The following is an 18,660-nucleotide window of genomic DNA, read 5'->3' on the forward strand; positions in this document are numbered from 1 at the left end:
GTCGTCCGCCTGTCCGCCGGCCATTCTGGCCGCTGAAGCGTTGTTCGAGGTCTAGATGCTGGAAGCCATACGCAGGGCGACGTCGTTTCTGCGCGAGAAGCAAATCCTGCATAAGCTTGGCGTTGTGATCAGCGTCGCGGTCATCGGCATCGCTTGCTATGTGCTCTACCACATGCTGCGAGGCATCGATTTCAACGAGGTCCTCGAAGCGATCAAGAGCACCGAGCCGAGCCAGATCGCGATGGCCGCGCTGTTCGTCGCCGCGGGCTATTTCACGCTGACCTTCTACGACCTGTTCGCGGTGCGAGCGATCGGCCATGCCCATGTGCCCTATCGCATCAACGCGCTCGCGGCCTTCACCTCCTATTCGATCGGCCACAATGTCGGCGCGTCCGTCTTCACCGGCGGCGCGGTGCGCTATCGCATTTATTCGGCCTATGGGCTGAACGCGATCGACGTCGCGAAGATCTGCTTTCTCGCCGGCCTGACCTTCTGGCTCGGCAATGCCGCCGTGCTCGGCCTCGGCATCTCCTATCACCCCGAGGCCGCCGCCTCGATCGACCAGCTTCCGCCGTGGCTGAACCGGACGCTGGCGCTGATGATCATCGTCTGCCTCGTCGGTTACGTGGTCTGGGTCTGGACCCAGCCGCGCGTCGTCGGCCGCGGGCCCTGGACCGTGGTGCTGCCGGGCGGCCCGCTGACGCTGCTCCAGATCGCGATCGGCATCATCGATCTCGGTTTCTGTGCGCTGGCGATGTACGTGCTGGTCCCGGACGAGCCCAATCTCGGTTTCGTGGTGGTCGCGGTGATCTTCGTCTCGGCGACGCTGCTCGGCTTCGCCAGCCATTCGCCGGGCGGGCTCGGGGTGTTCGACGCCGCCATGCTGGTCGGCCTTTGGCAGATGGACCGCGAGGAGCTGCTCGGCGGCATGCTGCTGTTCCGCGTCCTCTATTATTTGTCCCCTTTCGTCATCTCTGTAATCTTGCTGACGTTTCGCGAAGTTATCATCGGCGCACGATCGAAGCGGCTGCAGCAGGCGGCGCTCAAGCTCGACCCCGGTCCGGCGCCTGAAGCCGTCTACGTGAGAGAGCGCAGCGACGGCGCCAAATCCTAGGACGAGTGTCTTAGGACAAGCCCCCCAGGAGAAGTCCGCCCGATGGCGATCGACGCCCCTTCTTCTCCCGCCGCCCAGCCCTGGTCCGACCGGCTGCGGCACTCGACCGTCATCCTGATCGCCGCAGCGCTGGCGCTGTCCGTCGTGGTCTCGCTCGGCGAATTGGCGGCGCTGCATGCCGCGATCGTGTTCCTCTGCATCGCGGCGGCGGCACTGATCCCGTGGCGCCTGCACGATGCCGCGGCCTCGCGCGAGGACACCCGCCGCATCAACCCGGTCGAGAGCGCCGCGGTGGCCGCCGTCGTCGCCGGCATGCCCGATCCGGCGGTGCTGCTCGACCGCGCCGGCCGCGTCATCCACCTCAATGCCGCCGCGGCCCAGCTCGCGCCGGCGTTGCGCCGGAACGAGCTTGCCCAGTTCGCGCTGCGCTCGCCGGAGATCATCACGGCGCTGCGCGAGGCCATCGCCACCACCGAGCCGCGGCGCGCGACCTACCTCGATCACGTCCCGGTCGATCGCTGGATGGAGCTCATGATCACGCCGGTGCCGGTGCCGACCAGTTTCGGCGGCGCCGACAAATGCATGCTGATGACCTTCCACGACCAGACGCCGCTGCGCCGGGTCGAGGAGATGCGTGCCGACTTCGTCGCCAATGCCAGCCACGAGCTGCGCACGCCGCTGGCCGCGCTGTCGGGCTTCATCGACACGCTGCAGGGCCAGGCCAAGGACGATCCCAAGGCGCGCGAGCGCTTCCTCGGCATCATGCACAACCAGGCCACCCGCATGGCGCGCCTGATCGACGATCTGCTGTCGCTGTCGCGGGTCGAGTTGTCGGCCCATGTCCGGCCCGACACCCTGGTCGACCTGCTGCCGATCATCCGCCAGGTCGCCGACGGGCTGGAGCCGCTGGCACGCGAGCGGCAGGTCGAGGTCGAGATCCATCTGCCCGAGGGGCCGGTGATGATCGCCGGCGACCGCGAGGAGCTGCTCCGCCTGTTCGAGAATTTGATCGAGAACGCGCTCAAATACGGCGCCTCGGGCGGACGCGTCATCGTGTCGCTGACCTCAGCCGCAGCCACTGACGGAACTCAGGAAATCCGGATCACGGTGCGCGATTTCGGCCCCGGCATCGCGCCCGAGCACCTGCCGCGGCTGACCGAGCGGTTCTACCGGGTGGACGTCGGCGACAGCCGCTCCCAGGGCGGAACCGGGCTCGGATTATCGCTGGTGAAACATATTCTTAACCGCCATCGCGGCCGGCTCTTGATCGAGAGCGTGCCCAAGCAGGGCGCCACTTTCACCGCCTGTTTCCCCCAGGCGAGAGGACCGGTGACGACCTGAAAAATAAGCGATTACAATCGCTTAGGTGTGTCATCCAACTGTCACCAAACCTTCGTAAAAGCACAGCCGACCGCTCCTAAAGGGGCGGCGTGGGGAGCGCGATCGGGCGCTGATGGCGCTTCGCTCCCCTGTATGGAGACCAGCATGAATTTCCTCAAAACGATCGTCGCTGCAGGCCTGGTTGCCGCAACGACGACGGCGGCCTTTGCTGCCGACATCACCGGCGCCGGTGCGACCTTCCCGTTCCCGATCTATTCGAAGTGGGCTGACGCCTACAAGAAGGAGACCGGCAACGGTCTGAACTACCAGTCGATCGGTTCCGGCGGCGGCATCAAGCAGATCCAGGCCAAGACCGTGACCTTCGGTGCGACCGATGCTCCGCTCAAGGCCGAGCAGCTCGAGAAGGACGGCCTCGTCCAGTGGCCGATGGTGATGGGTGCCATCGTTCCCGTCGTCAATCTCGAGGGTGTGAAGCCGGGCGAGCTGGTGTTCGACGGCGAGACGCTTGCCAACATCTATCTCGGCAAGATCACGAAGTGGGACGATGCTGCCATCAAGAAGCTCAATCCGAACGTGAAGCTGCCGTCGGATGCGATCACGGTCGTTCGCCGTTCGGACGGCTCGGGCACCACCTTCAACTTCACCAACTACCTCTCCAAGGCCAGCGCGGACTGGAAGAGCAAGGTCGGTGAGGGCACCGCGGTCGAGTGGCCGGTCGGCGTCGGCGCCAAGGGCAACGAAGGCGTGTCGGGCAACATCGGCCAGACCAAGAACTCGATCGGCTATGTCGAGTACGCCTACGCCAAGCAGAACAAGCTGACCTATACCGGCCTCGTCAACAAGGCTGGCAAGACGGTGCAGCCGACGGTCGAAGCCTTCCAGGCGGCCGCGTCCAACGCCGACTGGGCCAAGGCTCCCGGCTACTATGTCATCCTGACCGACCAGCCCGGCGAGAAGTCCTGGCCGATCACGGCGGCGACCTTCATCCTCATGCACAAGGACGCCACCGACAAGGCGGCCTCCAAGGAAGCCATCAAGTTCTTCACCTGGGCGTTCAAGAGCGGCGACAAGATGGCCGAGGAACTCGACTACATCCCGATGCCCGACAGCGTCGTGAAGCTGATTGAGAAGACCTGGTCCGCCGACATCAAGAGCTAAGCGCTCCTGTCCCGGACATCGCTCCGGGAGGTCGAAAAAACTCCGCTCCGGATCGGCCTTGCGCCGCGTCCGGAGCGCAAGACCACAACAACCGGCAACAAGCGTATATAACGGGTACAGGGGATCGGCGTGGCAGAGATGGCCGTTCAGAGCGACGTAATCGACGATGCCGGACCGTATGACCGCGCAAAGGCCTTGGGCGCGTTCAAGCTCGGTGACGTCACCTTCTACTGGATCACGCGGTTGTCCGCGATCTCGGTGCTCCTCATTCTCGGCGGCATCATCGTCTCGCTGATCGTCGGCGCGTTCCCGGCGATGAAGGAATACGGCTTCTCCTTCCTGTGGACGCAGCGCTGGGCGCCGTCGGCCGATCCGCCCGTGCTGGGCGCACTCGGGCCGATGTACGGCACGCTCGTCACCTCCTTCATTGCGATGCTGATCGCCATTCCGGTCGGTCTGGGCATTGCGATCTTCCTCACCGAGCTCTGTCCGCAATGGCTGCGCCGCCCGATCGGCATGGCGATCGAGCTGCTCGCCGGCATTCCCTCGATCATCTACGGCATGTGGGGCTTCTTCGTGCTGGGCCCGTTCCTGGCCAACACCTTCCAGCCCCTCATGATCAGGATCTTCGACGGGGTCCCGGTGCTGGGCGCGATCTTCGCGGGTCCGCCGTCCTATCTCAGCACGTTCAACGCCGCGCTGATCCTCGCCATCATGGTGCTGCCCTTCATCACCTCGATCTCGGTCGACGTGTTCAAGACGGTGCCGCCGGTGTTGAAGGAGGCCGCCTACGGCGTCGGCTGCACCACCTGGGAAGTCGTCCGCAGCGTGGTGATCCCCTACACCCGCGTCGGCATCATCGGCGGCGTCATGCTGGCGCTCGGCCGCGCGCTCGGCGAGACCATGGCGGTGACCTTCATCATCGGCAACTCGTTCCGCATCTCCTCGTCGATCTTCGCGCCGGGCACCACGATCTCGGCGGCGATCGCATCCGAGTTCGCCGAGAGCGACGGCCTGCACCAGTCCGGCCTGATCCTGCTCGGCCTCCTGCTGTTCGTGCTGACGTTCTTCGTGCTGGCCGCCGCGCGGCTGATGCTGATGCGGCTGGACCAGAAGGCGGGGAAATAACGTCATGGCGCTCAATCCGATCTATTCGCGTCGTCGGCGCAAGGACATCGTCATCCGCGGGCTCTGCTTCGCCGCGGCCGCCTTCGGCGTCACCTGGCTCGCGCTGATCCTGATCACGCTGCTCTTCAACGGCCTGGCCGGCCTCAACTTCCAGATCTTCGCCGCGGATACGCCGCCTCCGGGCTCGACCGAAGGCGGCCTGCGCAACGCCATCGTCGGTTCGATCATCATGACGGTGATCGGCGTCGGCATCGGCGCGCCGCTCGGCCTGTTCGCCGGCACCTATCTTGCCGAATACGGCCGCAACGACCGCCTGACCTCGGTGATCCGCTTCATCAACGACATCCTGCTCTCGGCGCCCTCGATCATCATCGGCCTGTTCATCTATGGCGCGGTGGTGGTGCCGATGCGCGGCTTCTCGGCGATCGCAGGCGCGCTCGCGCTCGCCGTCATCGTGATCCCGGTCGTGCTGCGCACGACCGAGGACATGCTGCTGCTGGTGCCGAATCCCTTGCGCGAGGCGGCCTCGGCGCTCGGCCTGCCGCGCTCGCTGGTGATCAAGCGGATCGCCTATCGCGCCGCGCGCTCGGGCCTCATCACCGGCGTGCTGCTCGCCACCGCCCGCGTCGCGGGCGAGACCGCGCCGCTGCTCTTCACCGCGCTGTCGAACCAGTTCTTCAGCCTCGGCCTGGACAAGACGATGGCCAACCTGCCGGTCACCATCAACAACTTCGTCCAGAGCCCCTACGCCTATTGGAAGCAGCTCGCCTGGAGCGGCGCGCTGCTCATCACCCTGACCGTTCTTGCCCTGAATATTGGCGCGCGCATCCTTGGCGCCGAGAGGACCGCAAAATGAGTGATCTTTCCGTATCGATGAGCGCGGCCGGCGGACTGCCCCAGGCGCCGGTGCTGCCCGAGGCGCCCGCCAAGGTGACGGTGCGCAACCTCAACTTCTATTACGGCGAGCACCACGCGCTGAAGAACATCAACCTGACGCTCGGCGCCAACCGCGTCACGGCGTTCATCGGCCCGTCGGGTTGCGGCAAGTCCACCCTGCTGCGCATCTTCAACCGGATGTACGACCTCTATCCGGGCCAGCGCGCCACCGGCCAGCTCATGCTGGACCAGACCAACATCCTCGACCCCAAGCTCGACCTCAACCTGCTGCGCGCCCGCGTCGGCATGGTGTTCCAGAAGCCGACCCCGTTTCCGATGACGATCTACGAGAACATCGCCTTCGGCATCCGTCTCTACGAGAAGATCTCGAAATCCGAGATGGACGACCGCGTCGAGAAGGCGCTGCGCGGCGGCGCGCTGTGGAACGAGGTCAAGGACAAGCTCAACGCCTCCGGCCTGTCGCTCTCCGGCGGCCAGCAGCAGCGCCTGTGCATCGCCCGCACCGTGGCGGTGCGGCCCGAGGTGATCCTGTTCGACGAGCCCTGCTCGGCGCTCGATCCGATCTCGACCGCCAAGGTCGAGGAGCTGATCCAGGAACTGTCGGAGAACTACACGATCGCGATCGTCACCCACAACATGCAGCAGGCGGCGCGCGTCTCCGACAAGACCGCCTTCATGTATCTCGGTGAGCTGATCGAGTTCGACGACACCAGCAGGATCTTCACGTCGCCGACCGACCGGCGCACGCAGGATTACATCACCGGCCGGTTCGGCTGAGGAGACGCAATATGGGTTCTGAACATACCGCAAAGGCCTTCGACACCGACCTCCAGGAGCTCACCCGACTGGTCGCCGAGATGGGCGGCATCGCCGAGCGCATGATCGTCGATTCCGTCGACGCGCTGATCCGCCGCGACGTCGCGCTCGGCCAGCGCGTCGTCACCATCGATGCCGATCTCGACGCGTTGCAGAAGAAGATCGAGGAACGCGCCGTGCTCACCATCGCCCGCCGCCAGCCGATGGCGGTGGATCTGCGCGAGATCGTCGGCGCCATGCGCGTCGCCACCGATCTCGAGCGCATCGGCGACCTCGCCAAGAACATGGGCAAGCGCGTCGCGGCGCTGGAAACCGATTTCCATCCGCTCAAGCTGTTCCGCGGCCTCGAGCACATGACCGACCTCGTGCAGCAGCAGGTCAAGAGCGTGCTCGACGCCTACGCCGCGCACGATCTGCCGGCGGCGATGGCGGTGTGGAAGGGCGACGAGGAGGTCGACGCGATCTGCACCTCGCTGTTCCGCGAGCTCCTCACCTACATGATGGAGGATCCGCGCAACATCTCGTTCTGCATCCATCTGATGTTCTGCGCCAAGAACATCGAGCGGATCGGCGACCACGCCACCAACATCGCCGAGACCGTGTTCTACATGATCGAGGGCCAGGCGATCACCGACAAGCGGCCGAAGGGCGACATGACGACCTTCGCCACGACGGTCCCGAACACCTGAAGACTTAAGGAGCGACGACACCATGGGCGCACGCATTATGGTGGTTGAGGACGAGGAAGCTCTCACCGAGCTTCTCCGCTACAACCTCGAAGGCGACGGCTATGACGTCGAGACGGTGATGCGCGGCGACGACGCCGACACCCGCCTCAAGGAACACATCCCCGACCTGATCGTGCTCGACTGGATGCTGCCGGGCCTGTCCGGCATCGAGCTGTGCCGGCGCCTGCGTACCCGGCCCGAGACCAAGCAGCTGCCCATCATCATGCTCACCGCGCGCGGCGAGGAGAGCGAGCGGGTGCGCGGCCTTGCGACCGGCGCCGACGACTACATCGTCAAGCCGTTTTCGGTGCCGGAGCTTTTGGCGCGCGTGAAGGGTCTGCTCAGGCGCGCCAGCCCCGAGCGGCTCGCCACCGTGCTCGCCTTTGGCGACATCGAGCTCGACCGCGACAAGCGCCGCGTGGCGCGCTCGGGCCGGCCGATCGACCTCGGCCCGACCGAATATCGCCTGCTGGAGTTCTTCCTGGAGCATCCCGGCCGCGTGTTCTCGCGCGAGCAGCTGCTCGACAGCGTCTGGGGCCGCGACATCTACATCGACGAGCGCACCGTCGACGTCCATATCGGCCGCCTGCGCAAGCTGCTCAATCTCGGCCGCGAGCAGGACCCGATCCGCACCGTCCGCGGCGCCGGCTATGCGCTGGATGATCGCTTCGCGAAGGCCGAGCAGGCCTGAGTTTTTGGATCTCGGATTAGCGAACCGCGGCAACAATCTCAGTCGTCATCCCGGGGCGCGCGCAGCGCGAGCCCGGGATCCATAACCATAGGACGTTGTTTGGCGGGGACTCGCAGTAACCATCTCGCGCAATCATCGCGCCCTGTGGTTATGGATCCCCGCCTTCGCGGGGATGACACCGAACAATTGGAGCCGCCATCGTTTGACGGCCGCAGTCCTGGCAATCAATGAAATCGCAAACTTACCGCGGGCCCGGCTTGGCCGGTGCACGCCGGCGATCCGCCGCCGGCTGATACGCCACGCGCGAGTGCTGGGCGCAGTAGGGCAGGCCGGACAGCGCCTTGCCGCCGCAGAAGAAGAAATCCGGGCTCGAAGGATCGCCGACCGGCCAGTGGCAGGTCGCCTCGTTCAATTCCAGCAGCGACAGCCGCTGGCTCATCGGCACCACGTTGTCGTAGGTAACGGGTTCGGCCTCGACTTCGACCTCGAAGGCCTGCGCCAGTGCGGTGTTGCCGCGCGCAATGGGGCGGGTCACCCGCATCATGTGCTGCGCGGGACGCGCCTTGCGCGGCCGCGGCGCTGCCGATGAAGGGCTCTTGGCGCGGCCGGACAAACCGAGCCTGTGCACTTTGCCGATCACGGCATTGCGGGTCACATTGCCGAGCTCAGCTGCGATCTGGCTGGCCGACAAACCGGCCTCCCAGAGCTTTTTCAGCTGCTCGACGCGATCATCGGACCAGGTCAAAACCGTCATTGCACCCTTTCCCTCGCCGCGCGGCTGCCGTCCTGGCGCCTATGCGGCGAATGCCTAAGCCTCGAAAAACCCGTGCCGCCGGAATCCCTTAAGGCTCGCCGGGCGCTCAACTGACGCCCGAACGTTTACGCCGGTACATGAGGACTCTTGGGATCAGAACCGCTGCACGAGATGTCGTATCTGACAGTCCAAACGCTACAATATGGCGTGACTCACGCGCAAGAGTCCGCCGACTCGCTTCCACATGTTCCGTGGTGAAAAACCCGCAAAATCGCCACCGCAAGACTACGGAATCAGCGTTTCCCGAGGCTTTCCGGGTGGCATTGACACCCGTTTCACGGGGCATAAGATAGTGTCACGTGCCGCCCTTAAAAGGCGGCACGTTTCGTTTTCCGGGCCGGTCAATGGTGCGTTGCGCAATGCACGCCTCACACCGTCCGCAACATTCAAGTGACCGTCATGACTAACAGCGCAGCCCCGCATTTGCTCCCCGTTTTTGCCAGGGCCGACCTCGGTTTCGAGCGCGGCGAAGGCTGCTGGCTGATCGCGACCAATGGCGATCGCTATCTCGATTTCACCTCGGGCGTCGCGGTGAACGCGCTCGGCCATTGCCATCCGCATCTGATCCAGGCGTTGCAGGAGCAGGCGACGAAGCTCTGGCACATGTCGAACCTGTTCCAGAGCCCGGACGGCGAGAAGCTCGCGAGCCGCCTGTGCAACGAGAGCTTTGCGGACTTCGTGTTCTTCTGCAATTCCGGCGCCGAGGCGCTGGAGGGCGTGATCAAGCTGGTCCGCCATCATCACTTCTCCAAGGGCCATCCGGAGCGTTATCGCCTCATCACTTTCGAAGGCGCTTTCCACGGCCGCACGCTGGCGACGCTCGCCGCGACCGGCTCTGCAAAATATCTCGAAGGGTTCGGCCCGCCGATGGACGGCTTCGACCAGGTGCCGCATGGCGACATCGAGGCCGTGAAGAAGGCGATCGGTCCGAACACCGCCGGCATCCTGATCGAGCCGATCCAGGGCGAGGGCGGTGTGCGTTCGGCGCCGCCGACCTTCCTCAAGGCGCTGCGCCAGCTCTGCGACGACAAGGGCCTGCTGCTCGCCTTCGACGAGGTGCAGACCGGCATGGGCCGCAGCGGCGACCTGTTCGCGTATCGTCGCACCGGCGTCACGCCCGACGTGATGTCGCTGGCGAAGGCCCTTGGCGGCGGCTTTCCGATCGGTGCTGTGCTGGCGACCGCCGATGCGGCGGCCGGCATGGGCCCCGGCTCGCACGGCTCCACCTTCGGCGGCAATCCGCTGGCGATCTCGGCGGCCAATGCGGTGCTCGACGTCATGCTCAAGCCCGGCTTCTTCGACCACGTGCAGAAGATGTCGCTGCTGCTGAAGCAGAAGCTCGCCTCCGTGATCGACCGTCACCCCGATGTCGTCAGCGAGGTGCGCGGCGAGGGCCTTCTGATCGGCATCAAGGCCGTGGTGCCCTCCGGCGATCTCGTCGCCGCCTTGCGCAGCGAAAAGCTGCTCACGGTCGGCGCCGGCGACAATGTCGTGCGTTTCCTGCCGCCTTTGATCGTCACCGAGGCCGAGATCGAGGACAGCGTCACCAGGCTCGAACGTGCCTGCGCTGCGATCTCCTCCAGTCAGACCAAGCGGGCGGCAAGCTGATGAGCAAGTCACCCACCAAGACGCCGAAGCACTTCCTCGACATCAACGAGCTGCCGCTGTCGGAGCTCAAGCGCATGCTCGCCGCGTCCTCCGCCATGAAGGCGAAGCAGAAGGCGCATCAGCCGGTGCGGCCGCTCGAAGGCAAGACGCTGGCGATGATCTTCGAGCGTCCCTCGACCCGCACCCGCGTCTCGTTCGACGTCGCCATGCGGCAGCTCGGCGGCGAGCCCATCATGCTCACCGGCGCCGAGATGCAGCTCGGCCGCGGCGAGACCATCGCCGACACTGCGCGCGTTCTGTCGCGCTATGTCGACGCCATCATGATCCGCATCCTCAATCACGACGCGCTGCTCGAGCTTGCGGAATATGCGACGGTGCCCGTCATCAACGGCCTGACGCGGCGCTCGCATCCGTGCCAGGTGATGGCCGACCTCATGACCTATGAGGAGCATCGCGGCTCGATCGAGGGCAAGACGGTGGCCTGGACCGGCGACGACAACAACGTCCTGGCGTCCTGGGCGCATGCCGCCGAGCGCTTCAAATTCCAGCTCAACGTCGCCACCCCTCCGGAGCTCGCGCCGAAAAAGGCGATGCGCGACTGGGTCAAGGCCACGGGCGCGCCGATCATGCTCGGCACCGATCCGGAAGCCGCCGTGCGCGGCGCCGATTGCGTCGTCACCGACACCTGGGTGTCGATGGGCGACAAGGAGGGCGAGCATCGCCACAACGTGCTCAAGCCCTATCAGGTCAACAGCAAGCTGATGTCGCTCGCCAAGCCCGATGCGCTGTTCATGCACTGCCTGCCCGCCCATCGCGGCGAGGAGGTCACCGACGAGGTGATCGACGGCCCGCAATCGGTCGTGTTCGACGAGGCCGAAAACCGCCTGCACGCGCAGAAGGGCATTTTGGCCTGGTGCTTTGACGCGGTGAAGTAGCCTTTGACTTGTAGCCCGGATGGAGCGCAGCGAAATCCGGGGGGCTCGACGCGTGGAAAGACTCCCGGATTGCGCTGCGCTCCATCCCGCCTACGCAGTCCGACGTCGTTCCGAGGGCGGCGGAACGTGGGCGCGCCCCTTCCATTTCCGCCCTCCGACCCCAGATAACGCCCCATGGTTTCCCAATCCCCTGACATGAAAACCGGGTCCGAAGGCCCGGTTCGCGCGCCATCCGCGGTTCCGATCGACGATGCCGTGCTGCCCTACGAGGTCGACGCGCTCGACGTGCGCGGGCGCCTGGTGCGCCTTGGCCCTGCGCTCGACGACATCCTGACCAAGCACGATTACCCGGCGCCGGTCGGCAAGCTGCTCGGCGAGGCCATCGTGCTGACGACGCTGCTCGGCTCGGCGCTGAAATTCGAGGGCCGCTTCATCCTGCAGGCCCAGACCGATGGTCCGGTGTCGTTCCTGGTGGTGGACTACCAGGCGCCGGATCGCCTGCGCGCCTATGCGCGCTTCGATGCCGCACGCCTCGGCGATACCAAGGATTCCGGCACGCTGCTCGGCCGCGGCCATCTCGCCATGACCATCGACCAGGGCCCCGACATGAGCCGCTACCAGGGCCTGGTCGCGCTCGACGGCGGCAGCCTGGAAGACGCCGCCCACGAATATTTCCTGCGCTCCGAGCAGATCCCGACCAAGGTGCGTCTGGCGGTCGGCGAGGAGTGGCGCAGTCACGACGGCGGCAAGCACCGCTGGCGCGCCGGCGGCATGCTGATGCAGTTTCTGCCCAAGGCGCCGGAGCGCGCGCGGCAGGCGGACCTGCATCCCGGCGATGCGCCCGAAGGTGCCGAGGTGCACGCTGTTGCCGAGGACGATGCCTGGGTCGAGGCGCGCTCGCTGATCGAGACCGTCGAGGACGTCGAGCTGATCGATCCCGAGCTCTCCGGCGAGCGGCTGCTGTTCCGCCTGTTCCACGAGCGCGGCGTGCGCGTGTTCAATCCGCTGTCCTTGAAGGCGCAATGCTCCTGCTCGCGCGATGCGGTCGCCTCGATGCTCAAGAGCTTCTCGCCCGACGATCGCGCCGCCATGGTCAAGGACGACAAGGTGGTGGTGACCTGCGAGTTCTGCTCGTCGGTCTACCAGTTCACCCCGCACGAGGCGGGCGTGGAAGACGCGTAAGTCTGTTTGTCATCATCCTCCGCTCTCGTGCCCCGGACGCAGCTCTCGTAGGGTGGGCAAAGGCGCAAAGCGCCTTGCCCACGTTCTGGCTGTGAACCGAGAGAGATCGTGGGCACGTCGCGCAAGCGCGCGCCTTTGCCCACCCTACGGCACCGGCCCTGTGGTCGGCCCCGTGTCAATCCATCCGCTCAAAAATATTCCACTTTACCGAAATTCGGTTTTGACGTATGTGTCGCCCATCCCGGCTCACTCAAGAGGGGCGATCATGGTGTCGTCATTTTCGCGAGCCGGGCTTGCGGTGGACGCGGCAGCGTCGGCACGAGATGGGGCGGGCAGGGCGGGTAGTCCCTGTGAGCCCGATCCCCGCGTGCGGACGAACGGCGCTGTCAGGCTTCGTCTCGCTCGTAAGTTTCCGGCTTCGTCGACGGAGCCGGAAAAACTGCGGCGATAGGGGGGCCGCGCGTACGGCAAAACCGTGTGGTCCTGGCCGTCGTTGCCACGGTCAAGCCTGTCGCGAAGATGTGCGCGAGCCCAATCGGGCAGACGGCATCGTCAATTCGCGGGGCGAGGGAGGCCAGAGGAAAGTTCGGCTCCCGGGAGATCACGGCATAAGCCGTCCGACCACCGCGCAGGGAAGGCCGCGTGATCGGCACCACCTGTATGCTGCTGCGCGGGTCCTTCTGCGTGCGCATTTCGCGCAGCGGACCGCGGGTGCGAGCCGGCACCCGGCCTTCCCTGTGCCCTCTTGGCTAAGAGGGCGATCAGATCAAGCAAAGCTCGGGCGAAACAAGCCGCGAGGCCGCGAAGCCATGCCCTCAGCCCTACACTCGGTGTCGTCGCCCGCGAAGGCGGGCGATCCAGTATTCCAGAGGCCGCAGTGATTGAGCCGATAAGCCGCGGCAAACTGGATTCCCCGCCTTCGCGGGGAATGACAGTGTCAGGTGGAGGAGCAGATCGCCGCCCCATGCTCCGTCATTGCGAGGAGCGCTTGCGACGAAGTCTGTAAGCCGAGCTGCGTGCCACAAGCTCGATGTCGTAGGGTGGGCAAAGCGCAAGCGTGCCCACGCCTCTGTTGTTATCGATGGAGATCGTGGGCACGGCGCTTTGCGCCTTTGCCCACCCTACGGCGCTGCGGCCCCATGCTCCGTCATTGCGAGGAGCCTGCGACAATATTGCGAAGCAATTTTGCCCTTGCGACGAAGCAATCCAGAAACCCGCAGCGGAAAGACTCTGAATTGCTTCCGCCTTCGCCAAGGCTTCGGCGGACAAGTCGCTCCGCTCGCAATGACGAGGAGGAACGAGACCCTAATTCAACACCCGCTTGTTGTCGGGGCTATCGAGCGAGAACGTCGGCACGTCGATCTCGAAACGCTCGCCGCTTTCGGTGACCATCTGGTAGCGGCCGGTCATGAAGCCGGAGGCGGTGGAGAGCGGCACGCCCGAGGTGTATTCGAAGCGTTCGCCGGGGGCCAGGATCGGCTGCTCGCCGACCACGCCCTCGCCCTTCACCTCCTGCTGGCGGCCGGAGGCGTCGGTGATGATCCAGTGCCGCGTCTTGAGCTGCACGGTCTCCTCGCCGGAGTTGGTGATGACGATGGTGTAGGACCAGAAATAGCGGGAACGGTCGGGCGACGACTGCTCCGGAACAAAGTTCGGCTCGACGGTCACTTCGATGTGGCGGGTCACGGCGCGGTACATGGCTGCTACCATACCGAAATCCGGCGCCGGAACCAAACGCCGCGGCCGGCTTTGGCGACATCGTCCCGCCAGATTTCAAAGAGAAGGACACCCCGGAGGGAAACACCCGCAAAGGGATATCCCATCTGGTCCGGCCGCTTTGCGAGTTCGGAAGCGGACCGGTACACTCCTCGAGACGTCGCGATTTGCGGAAGGGTTTTTGGCCCCCGATGACCATTGCCGACCAAGTGACGGGAACGACGATCGCGGGAACCGCCAAGCCCGCCGACAGCAAGCCGGCGGGGGCGAAGCCGCGTGCGCGGGCGCCGGCCATCACGCTGCCTGCGATCGGCGAGCGCGAGCTCCGGCTCGACTTGTTCCGCGGGCTCGCGCTGTGGCTGATCTTCATCGACCACCTGCCGCCGAGCCTGCTCACCTGGTTCACGATCCGCAATTACGGCTTCAGTGACGCCACCGAGATTTTCATCTTCATCTCCGGCTACACCGCCGCCTTCGTCTACGGAAGGGCGATGCTGGAGAGCGGCGTCGTCATCGCCACCGCGCGCATCCTGCGCCGGGTCTGGCAGATCTACGTCGCCCATGTCTTCCTGTTCACGATCTTCCTCGCCGAAATCTCCTACGTGGCGACCCGCTTCGAGAACCCGCTCTACACCGAAGAGATGGGCATCATGGATTTTCTCAAGCAGCCCGACGTCACCATCGTGCAGGCGCTGCTGCTGCGTTTCCGGCCCGTCAACATGGACGTGCTGCCGCTCTACATCGTACTGATGCTCGCGCTGCCCTTGATCCTGTGGTCGATGAAGTGGCGACCCGACGTCACGCTCGGGCTCTCGGTCCTGCTCTACGCGGTCACCTGGGAATACGACCTTTACCTCTCGGCCTATCCGAACGGCTTCTGGGCCTTCAATCCCTTCGCCTGGCAATTGCTGTTCGTGTTCGGTGCGTGGTGCGCGCTGGGAGGTGCGCGACGCATGTCGCGCATCCTGGCCTCGCCCGTGACGATGTGGATCTCGATCGCCTATCTGGTCGCGGCGTTCTACGTGACGCTGACCTGGTACGTGCCGCAGCTCTCCCAGTTCATGCCGAAGCGGGTCGAGCAGTGGATGTATCCGATCGACAAGACCGATCTCGACGTGCTGCGCTTCACGCATTTCCTGGCGCTGGCCGCGCTCACCGTGCGCTTCCTGCCCCGGGATTGGCCGGGGTTGAAATCGCGCTGGCTGCGCCCATTGATTCTATGTGGCCAGCATTCCCTCGAGATCTTCTGTCTCGGCGTCTTCCTGGCCTTCGCCGGGCATTTCATTCTCGCCGAAGTCTCCGGCGGCGCAGCCATGCATGCGCTGATTAGTCTCTCCGGGGTCCTGATCATGTGGGGCGTGGCCTGGGTGATTTCGTGGTACAAGCGCGTGGCTGACAAGAGCGGTGCGAAAACCAAAAACGCCGTCGGCAACGCCGATCTGGCGGGAGGGGGCTGATGAAGGCGAAGGTTCTCCTGAGCCTGATCCTGCTATGCGGTAGCCTCGCCGCGCCTGTGGCGCGCGCGGGCGATGCTGCGCCTGCCGTGCCCGCGGCGTGCGAATTGCCGCCCTATCTGCTTACCAGCGAAAGCCAGCTTCCCAAGGTCGCCGATGCCATCAAGGCCGGCAAGCCGCTCGAAATCCTGGTCATCGGCAGCCGCTCGACCACGATTCCGTCCGCCGAGGACGCCTCCTATCCGGCGCGTATGCAGGCCATCCTGAAGGACAAGCTGCCCCCCTCGGAGGCCGTGCACGTCTCCGTAGAAATACAGAGCAAGAAGACCGCCGAGGAGGCGGCGAGCAGCTTCGTTAAGCTGATGGAAGCAAAAAAGCCTACTTTGGTGATCTGGCAGACCGGGACCGTGGACGCTATCCGAGCCATCGATCCCGACGAGTTTCGCGGCGCGGTGACGGAAGGGGTTTCCGCGCTGCAAAATGCGGGGGCTGACGTCGTCTTGATGAACTTGCAATACAGCCCGCGTACGGAGACCATGATCTCGGCGCCGCCTTATCTCGATAATATGAAGGTGGTGGCGCAGGAGCACGATATTCCGCTGTTCGATCGTTTCGCGATCATGCGGCAGTGGAATGATCAGGGTCAGTTCGACCTGTTCAGCCCGTCCCGCGGGCCCGAACTGGCGAAGCAGGTTCATGATTGCCTTGGCCGGGCGTTGGCACAGTTCGTGATCGACGCAGCTCATCTGGAGCCGGTCCAGCAGCAAAATTGAGGTCTAGCGTTAATGAGTTCTCTCCGCCCTTTTCGCCTGACGGCATGGTTGGCCGCGCCTGCAGCCGCAGCGCTGTTGTTGCTGGCGCCGGCCGGGCAGTCGCATGCGCAGACGCAAGCTGCACAGGCAACGCCCGCGCCCGCGCAGTCGGCTGATCCGGCTCCCGCTTCGCCCTCCCAGACCACCGTTGCCGCGACCTCGTCCGAGCAGCGCGGCGTCACGACGCGCGCCATCGACAAGGTGAAGCAGGTCGCAAGATCCGCCGCCGATATTTTCAGCCGCGTGCCATGCCTGCCGCCGAAGGGCGGCTCGAAGGCGATGGGCTCGCTGCCGCATGTCGCGGGCAAGCTGGTTGCCGGCAAGCCCGTCGTCATCGTCGCGTTCGGCTCGTCATCGACGGCCGGCTTCGGCGCGAGCTCGCCTGAGTTCAATTATCCGAATCGTCTCGCCGCGCAGCTGCGCCGGCACTATCCGACCGCCGACATCACCGTCATCAATGCCGGCGTCGGCGGCGAGGACGCACCCGAGATGATGAAGCGCCTGCAGACCGAGGTGATCGACGTGCATCCGGACATGGTGATCTGGCAGGTCGGCACCAACGCCGTGCTGCGCAACCTCGATCCCGGCGACACCGCCAAGCTGGTCGAGGACGGCATCGGCCGCATCCAGGCCGCCGGCGGCGCCGACATCGTGCTGGTCGATCCGCAATATTCGCCCGCCGTCAACCAGCGCAAGGAGAGCGCCGGCAAGATGGTGCACCTGCTCGGCAGGGTCGCCGAGCTTCGTCACGTCGGCATCTTCCCGCGTTTCGAGGTGATGCGCGACTGGCACGAGAACCAGTCGATCCCGGTCGAGAGCTTCGTGATCGCCGACGGCCTGCACATGAACGATTGGGGCTATGCCTGCTTCGCCCAGCTGCTCGGCGACGACATCATCCGCTCGGTCGGCCAGATCAAGCTCGGCGTGAACGTGCCGGCGGATGTGCGGACGTATCGGCCGATGTAGGCTTTGCTTACCCTCCCCCTCCAGGGGAGGGTAAGAAAGATCACGCCTTCTCCAGCGCCGCCGTGAGATCCTCGATCAGATCGTCGGCATGCTCGAGCCCCGCCGAGAAGCGGATGAACCCTTCGCTGATGCCGAGCGCGGCGCGGTCCTCCGGCTTCAGGCGCTGATGCGTCGTGGTCGCCGGATGCGTGACGAGAGACTTGGCGTCGCCGAGATTGTTCGAGATCTTGGCGAGCTTCAGTTCGTTGAGCACGCGGAACGCGCCCTGCTTGCCGCCCTTGACCTCGAAGCCGACCAGCGTCGAGCCGCCGCGCATCTGCTTTTTCACCAAGGCGGCCTGCGGATGATCGGCGCGGCCGGGATAGACCAGCCGCGAAATCTTCGGATGGCTCGCCAGCACGTCGGCAATGCGCGAGGCGGTATCGGTCTGCGCGCGCACGCGCACGCCCAGCGTCTCCAGGCCCTTGAGCAGGACCCAGGCGTTGAATGGCGAGATCGACGGGCCGGTCTGGCGCATGAAATTGTGAATGTGCTCGGCGATGAAGGCTTCCGACGACAGGATGATGCCGCCGAGACAGCGGCCCTGGCCGTCGATATGCTTGGTCGCGGAGTAGACGACGACGTCGGCGCCGAGCGCGAGCGGGCTCTGCCAGATCGGGGTCGCGAACACGTTGTCGACGACGAGCCGCGCGCCGCCCTTGTGCGCGATCTCGGCGATGCCGGGAATGTCGAGCACGTCCAGCGTCGGGTTGGTCGGGCTCTCCAGGAAGAACGTCTTGGTGTTGGGCTTCACCGCGCGTTGCCATTCGTCGAGATTGGCTCCGTCGACCAGCGTGGTCTCGATGCCATAGCGCGGCAGCAGGTCCTGGATGACGTAGAGGCACGAGCCGAACAGCGCGCGCGAGGCCACGACGTGATCGCCGGCCTTGAGCGGCGCCAGGATCGCGGTCGTCACCGCGGCCATGCCTGTTGCCGCCGAGCGGGCGGCCTCGGCGCCCTCGAGCTCGATCATGCGGCGCTCGAACATCGCAATCGTCGGGTTGGAGTAGCGCGAATAGATGAAGCCGGGGTCCTCGCCCTTGAACCGGGCCTCGCATTGCTCGGCGGTGTCGTAGACGTAGCCCTGGGTCAGGAACAGCGCCTCCGACGTCTCGCCATATTGCGAGCGCAGGGTGCCGGAATGGACCAGGCGGGTTTCGGGACGGTAGTTGGCAGACGACTTCGACATAGGTACCTCCGACGCGACCGCTTCGTCGAAAGCGGGCACAAAAAAACCGGCCTGGACATGTCCACGGGCCGG

The 18,660-nt window shown here is 65.2% G+C and carries 17 protein-coding genes; 14 read left to right on the forward strand and 3 right to left on the reverse strand.

Annotated features, from left to right (window positions below):
- Window positions 1-55 precede the first annotated feature (55 nt).
- The 8 genes from CO669_RS20240 to phoB all read left to right on the forward strand — a co-directional run bounded on the left by CO669_RS20240 (window position 56) and on the right by phoB (window position 7,873).
- Window positions 56-1,114, forward strand: coding sequence for a lysylphosphatidylglycerol synthase domain-containing protein (locus tag CO669_RS20240; protein ID WP_097661708.1), 1,059 nt, complete (start codon window positions 56-58; stop codon window positions 1,112-1,114).
- Window positions 1,115-1,156: 42 nt separating this feature from the next.
- The gene (locus CO669_RS20245; protein ID WP_097661709.1) at window positions 1,157-2,455 is read left to right on the forward strand and encodes an ATP-binding protein; all 1,299 of its coding nucleotides are present in this window, start codon (window positions 1,157-1,159) and stop codon (window positions 2,453-2,455) included.
- A 144-nt stretch (window positions 2,456-2,599) separates the two neighbouring features.
- A complete protein-coding gene (pstS, locus tag CO669_RS20250) occupies window positions 2,600-3,613 on the forward strand; it encodes a phosphate ABC transporter substrate-binding protein PstS (protein ID WP_097661829.1) in 1,014 nt (337 codons plus the stop codon).
- Window positions 3,614-3,751: 138 nt separating this feature from the next.
- Window positions 3,752-4,741 carry a phosphate ABC transporter permease subunit PstC gene (pstC, locus tag CO669_RS20255; protein ID WP_198964151.1) on the forward strand — a complete coding sequence of 330 codons (990 nt, stop codon included), beginning with the start codon at window positions 3,752-3,754 and terminating at the stop codon, window positions 4,739-4,741.
- 4 nt (window positions 4,742-4,745) lie between these two features.
- Window positions 4,746-5,597: a phosphate ABC transporter permease PstA gene (pstA, locus tag CO669_RS20260; protein ID WP_097661711.1), complete on the forward strand. Its 852-nt coding sequence runs from the start codon at window positions 4,746-4,748 to the stop codon at window positions 5,595-5,597.
- A complete protein-coding gene (gene pstB / locus CO669_RS20265) occupies window positions 5,594-6,415 on the forward strand; it encodes a phosphate ABC transporter ATP-binding protein PstB (RefSeq protein ID WP_097661712.1) in 822 nt (273 codons plus the stop codon). The genes pstA and pstB overlap by 4 nt, the downstream gene beginning before the upstream one ends.
- Window positions 6,416-6,426: 11 nt before the next feature.
- A complete protein-coding gene (gene phoU, locus CO669_RS20270; protein WP_014491299.1) occupies window positions 6,427-7,143 on the forward strand; it encodes a phosphate signaling complex protein PhoU in 717 nt (238 codons plus the stop codon).
- A 22-nt stretch (window positions 7,144-7,165) separates the two neighbouring features.
- The gene (gene phoB, locus CO669_RS20275) at window positions 7,166-7,873 is read left to right on the forward strand and encodes a phosphate regulon transcriptional regulator PhoB (RefSeq protein ID WP_097661713.1); all 708 of its coding nucleotides are present in this window, start codon (window positions 7,166-7,168) and stop codon (window positions 7,871-7,873) included.
- 241 nt (window positions 7,874-8,114) lie between these two features.
- Here the strand turns inward: phoB and CO669_RS20280 are convergent, their stop codons facing one another.
- On the reverse strand, window positions 8,115-8,627 hold the full coding sequence (locus tag CO669_RS20280; protein ID WP_014491301.1) for a GcrA family cell cycle regulator: 513 nt from the start codon (window positions 8,625-8,627) through the stop codon (window positions 8,115-8,117).
- A 459-nt stretch (window positions 8,628-9,086) separates the two neighbouring features.
- On the opposite strand from CO669_RS20280, the gene CO669_RS20285 reads away from it, so the two are divergent.
- The 3 genes from CO669_RS20285 (at window position 9,087) to CO669_RS20295 (ending at window position 12,412) form a co-directional block, all read left to right on the forward strand.
- On the forward strand, window positions 9,087-10,295 hold the full coding sequence (locus CO669_RS20285; protein ID WP_198964131.1) for an aspartate aminotransferase family protein: 1,209 nt from the start codon (window positions 9,087-9,089) through the stop codon (window positions 10,293-10,295).
- On the forward strand, window positions 10,295-11,230 hold the full coding sequence (gene argF, locus CO669_RS20290; RefSeq protein WP_097661715.1) for an ornithine carbamoyltransferase: 936 nt from the start codon (window positions 10,295-10,297) through the stop codon (window positions 11,228-11,230). The genes CO669_RS20285 and argF overlap by 1 nt, the downstream gene beginning before the upstream one ends.
- Before the next feature lie 174 nt (window positions 11,231-11,404).
- Window positions 11,405-12,412: an Hsp33 family molecular chaperone gene (locus CO669_RS20295; RefSeq protein WP_097661716.1), complete on the forward strand. Its 1,008-nt coding sequence runs from the start codon at window positions 11,405-11,407 to the stop codon at window positions 12,410-12,412.
- 1,305 nt (window positions 12,413-13,717) lie between these two features.
- On the opposite strand, the gene apaG is transcribed toward CO669_RS20295, so the two are convergent.
- A complete protein-coding gene (apaG, locus tag CO669_RS20305) occupies window positions 13,718-14,110 on the reverse strand; it encodes a Co2+/Mg2+ efflux facilitator ApaG/CorD (RefSeq protein ID WP_198964152.1) in 393 nt (130 codons plus the stop codon).
- A gap of 209 nt (window positions 14,111-14,319) precedes the next feature.
- Here apaG and CO669_RS20310 point away from each other — a divergent pair, with 209 nt between their 5' ends.
- Genes CO669_RS20310 through CO669_RS20320 form a run of 3 tightly spaced genes read left to right on the forward strand, consistent with a single transcriptional unit; the run spans window position 14,320 to window position 17,360 of the window.
- A complete protein-coding gene (locus CO669_RS20310; protein ID WP_097661718.1) occupies window positions 14,320-15,585 on the forward strand; it encodes an OpgC domain-containing protein in 1,266 nt (421 codons plus the stop codon).
- Window positions 15,585-16,355 carry an SGNH/GDSL hydrolase family protein gene (locus CO669_RS20315; protein ID WP_097661719.1) on the forward strand — a complete coding sequence of 257 codons (771 nt, stop codon included), beginning with the start codon at window positions 15,585-15,587 and terminating at the stop codon, window positions 16,353-16,355. Before CO669_RS20310 ends, CO669_RS20315 begins: the two co-directional genes overlap by 1 nt.
- Window positions 16,356-16,367: 12 nt before the next feature.
- Window positions 16,368-17,360 carry an SGNH/GDSL hydrolase family protein gene (locus CO669_RS20320; protein ID WP_097661720.1) on the forward strand — a complete coding sequence of 331 codons (993 nt, stop codon included), beginning with the start codon at window positions 16,368-16,370 and terminating at the stop codon, window positions 17,358-17,360.
- Window positions 17,361-17,400: 40 nt separating this feature from the next.
- Here the strand turns inward: CO669_RS20320 and CO669_RS20325 are convergent, their stop codons facing one another.
- A complete protein-coding gene (locus CO669_RS20325; RefSeq protein WP_097661721.1) occupies window positions 17,401-18,588 on the reverse strand; it encodes an O-succinylhomoserine sulfhydrylase in 1,188 nt (395 codons plus the stop codon).
- Between the last annotated feature and the right edge of the window lie 72 nt (window positions 18,589-18,660).

The organism is Bradyrhizobium sp. Y36 (genome assembly GCF_002531575.1).
Classification (GTDB): Bacteria; Pseudomonadota; Alphaproteobacteria; order Rhizobiales; family Xanthobacteraceae; genus Bradyrhizobium.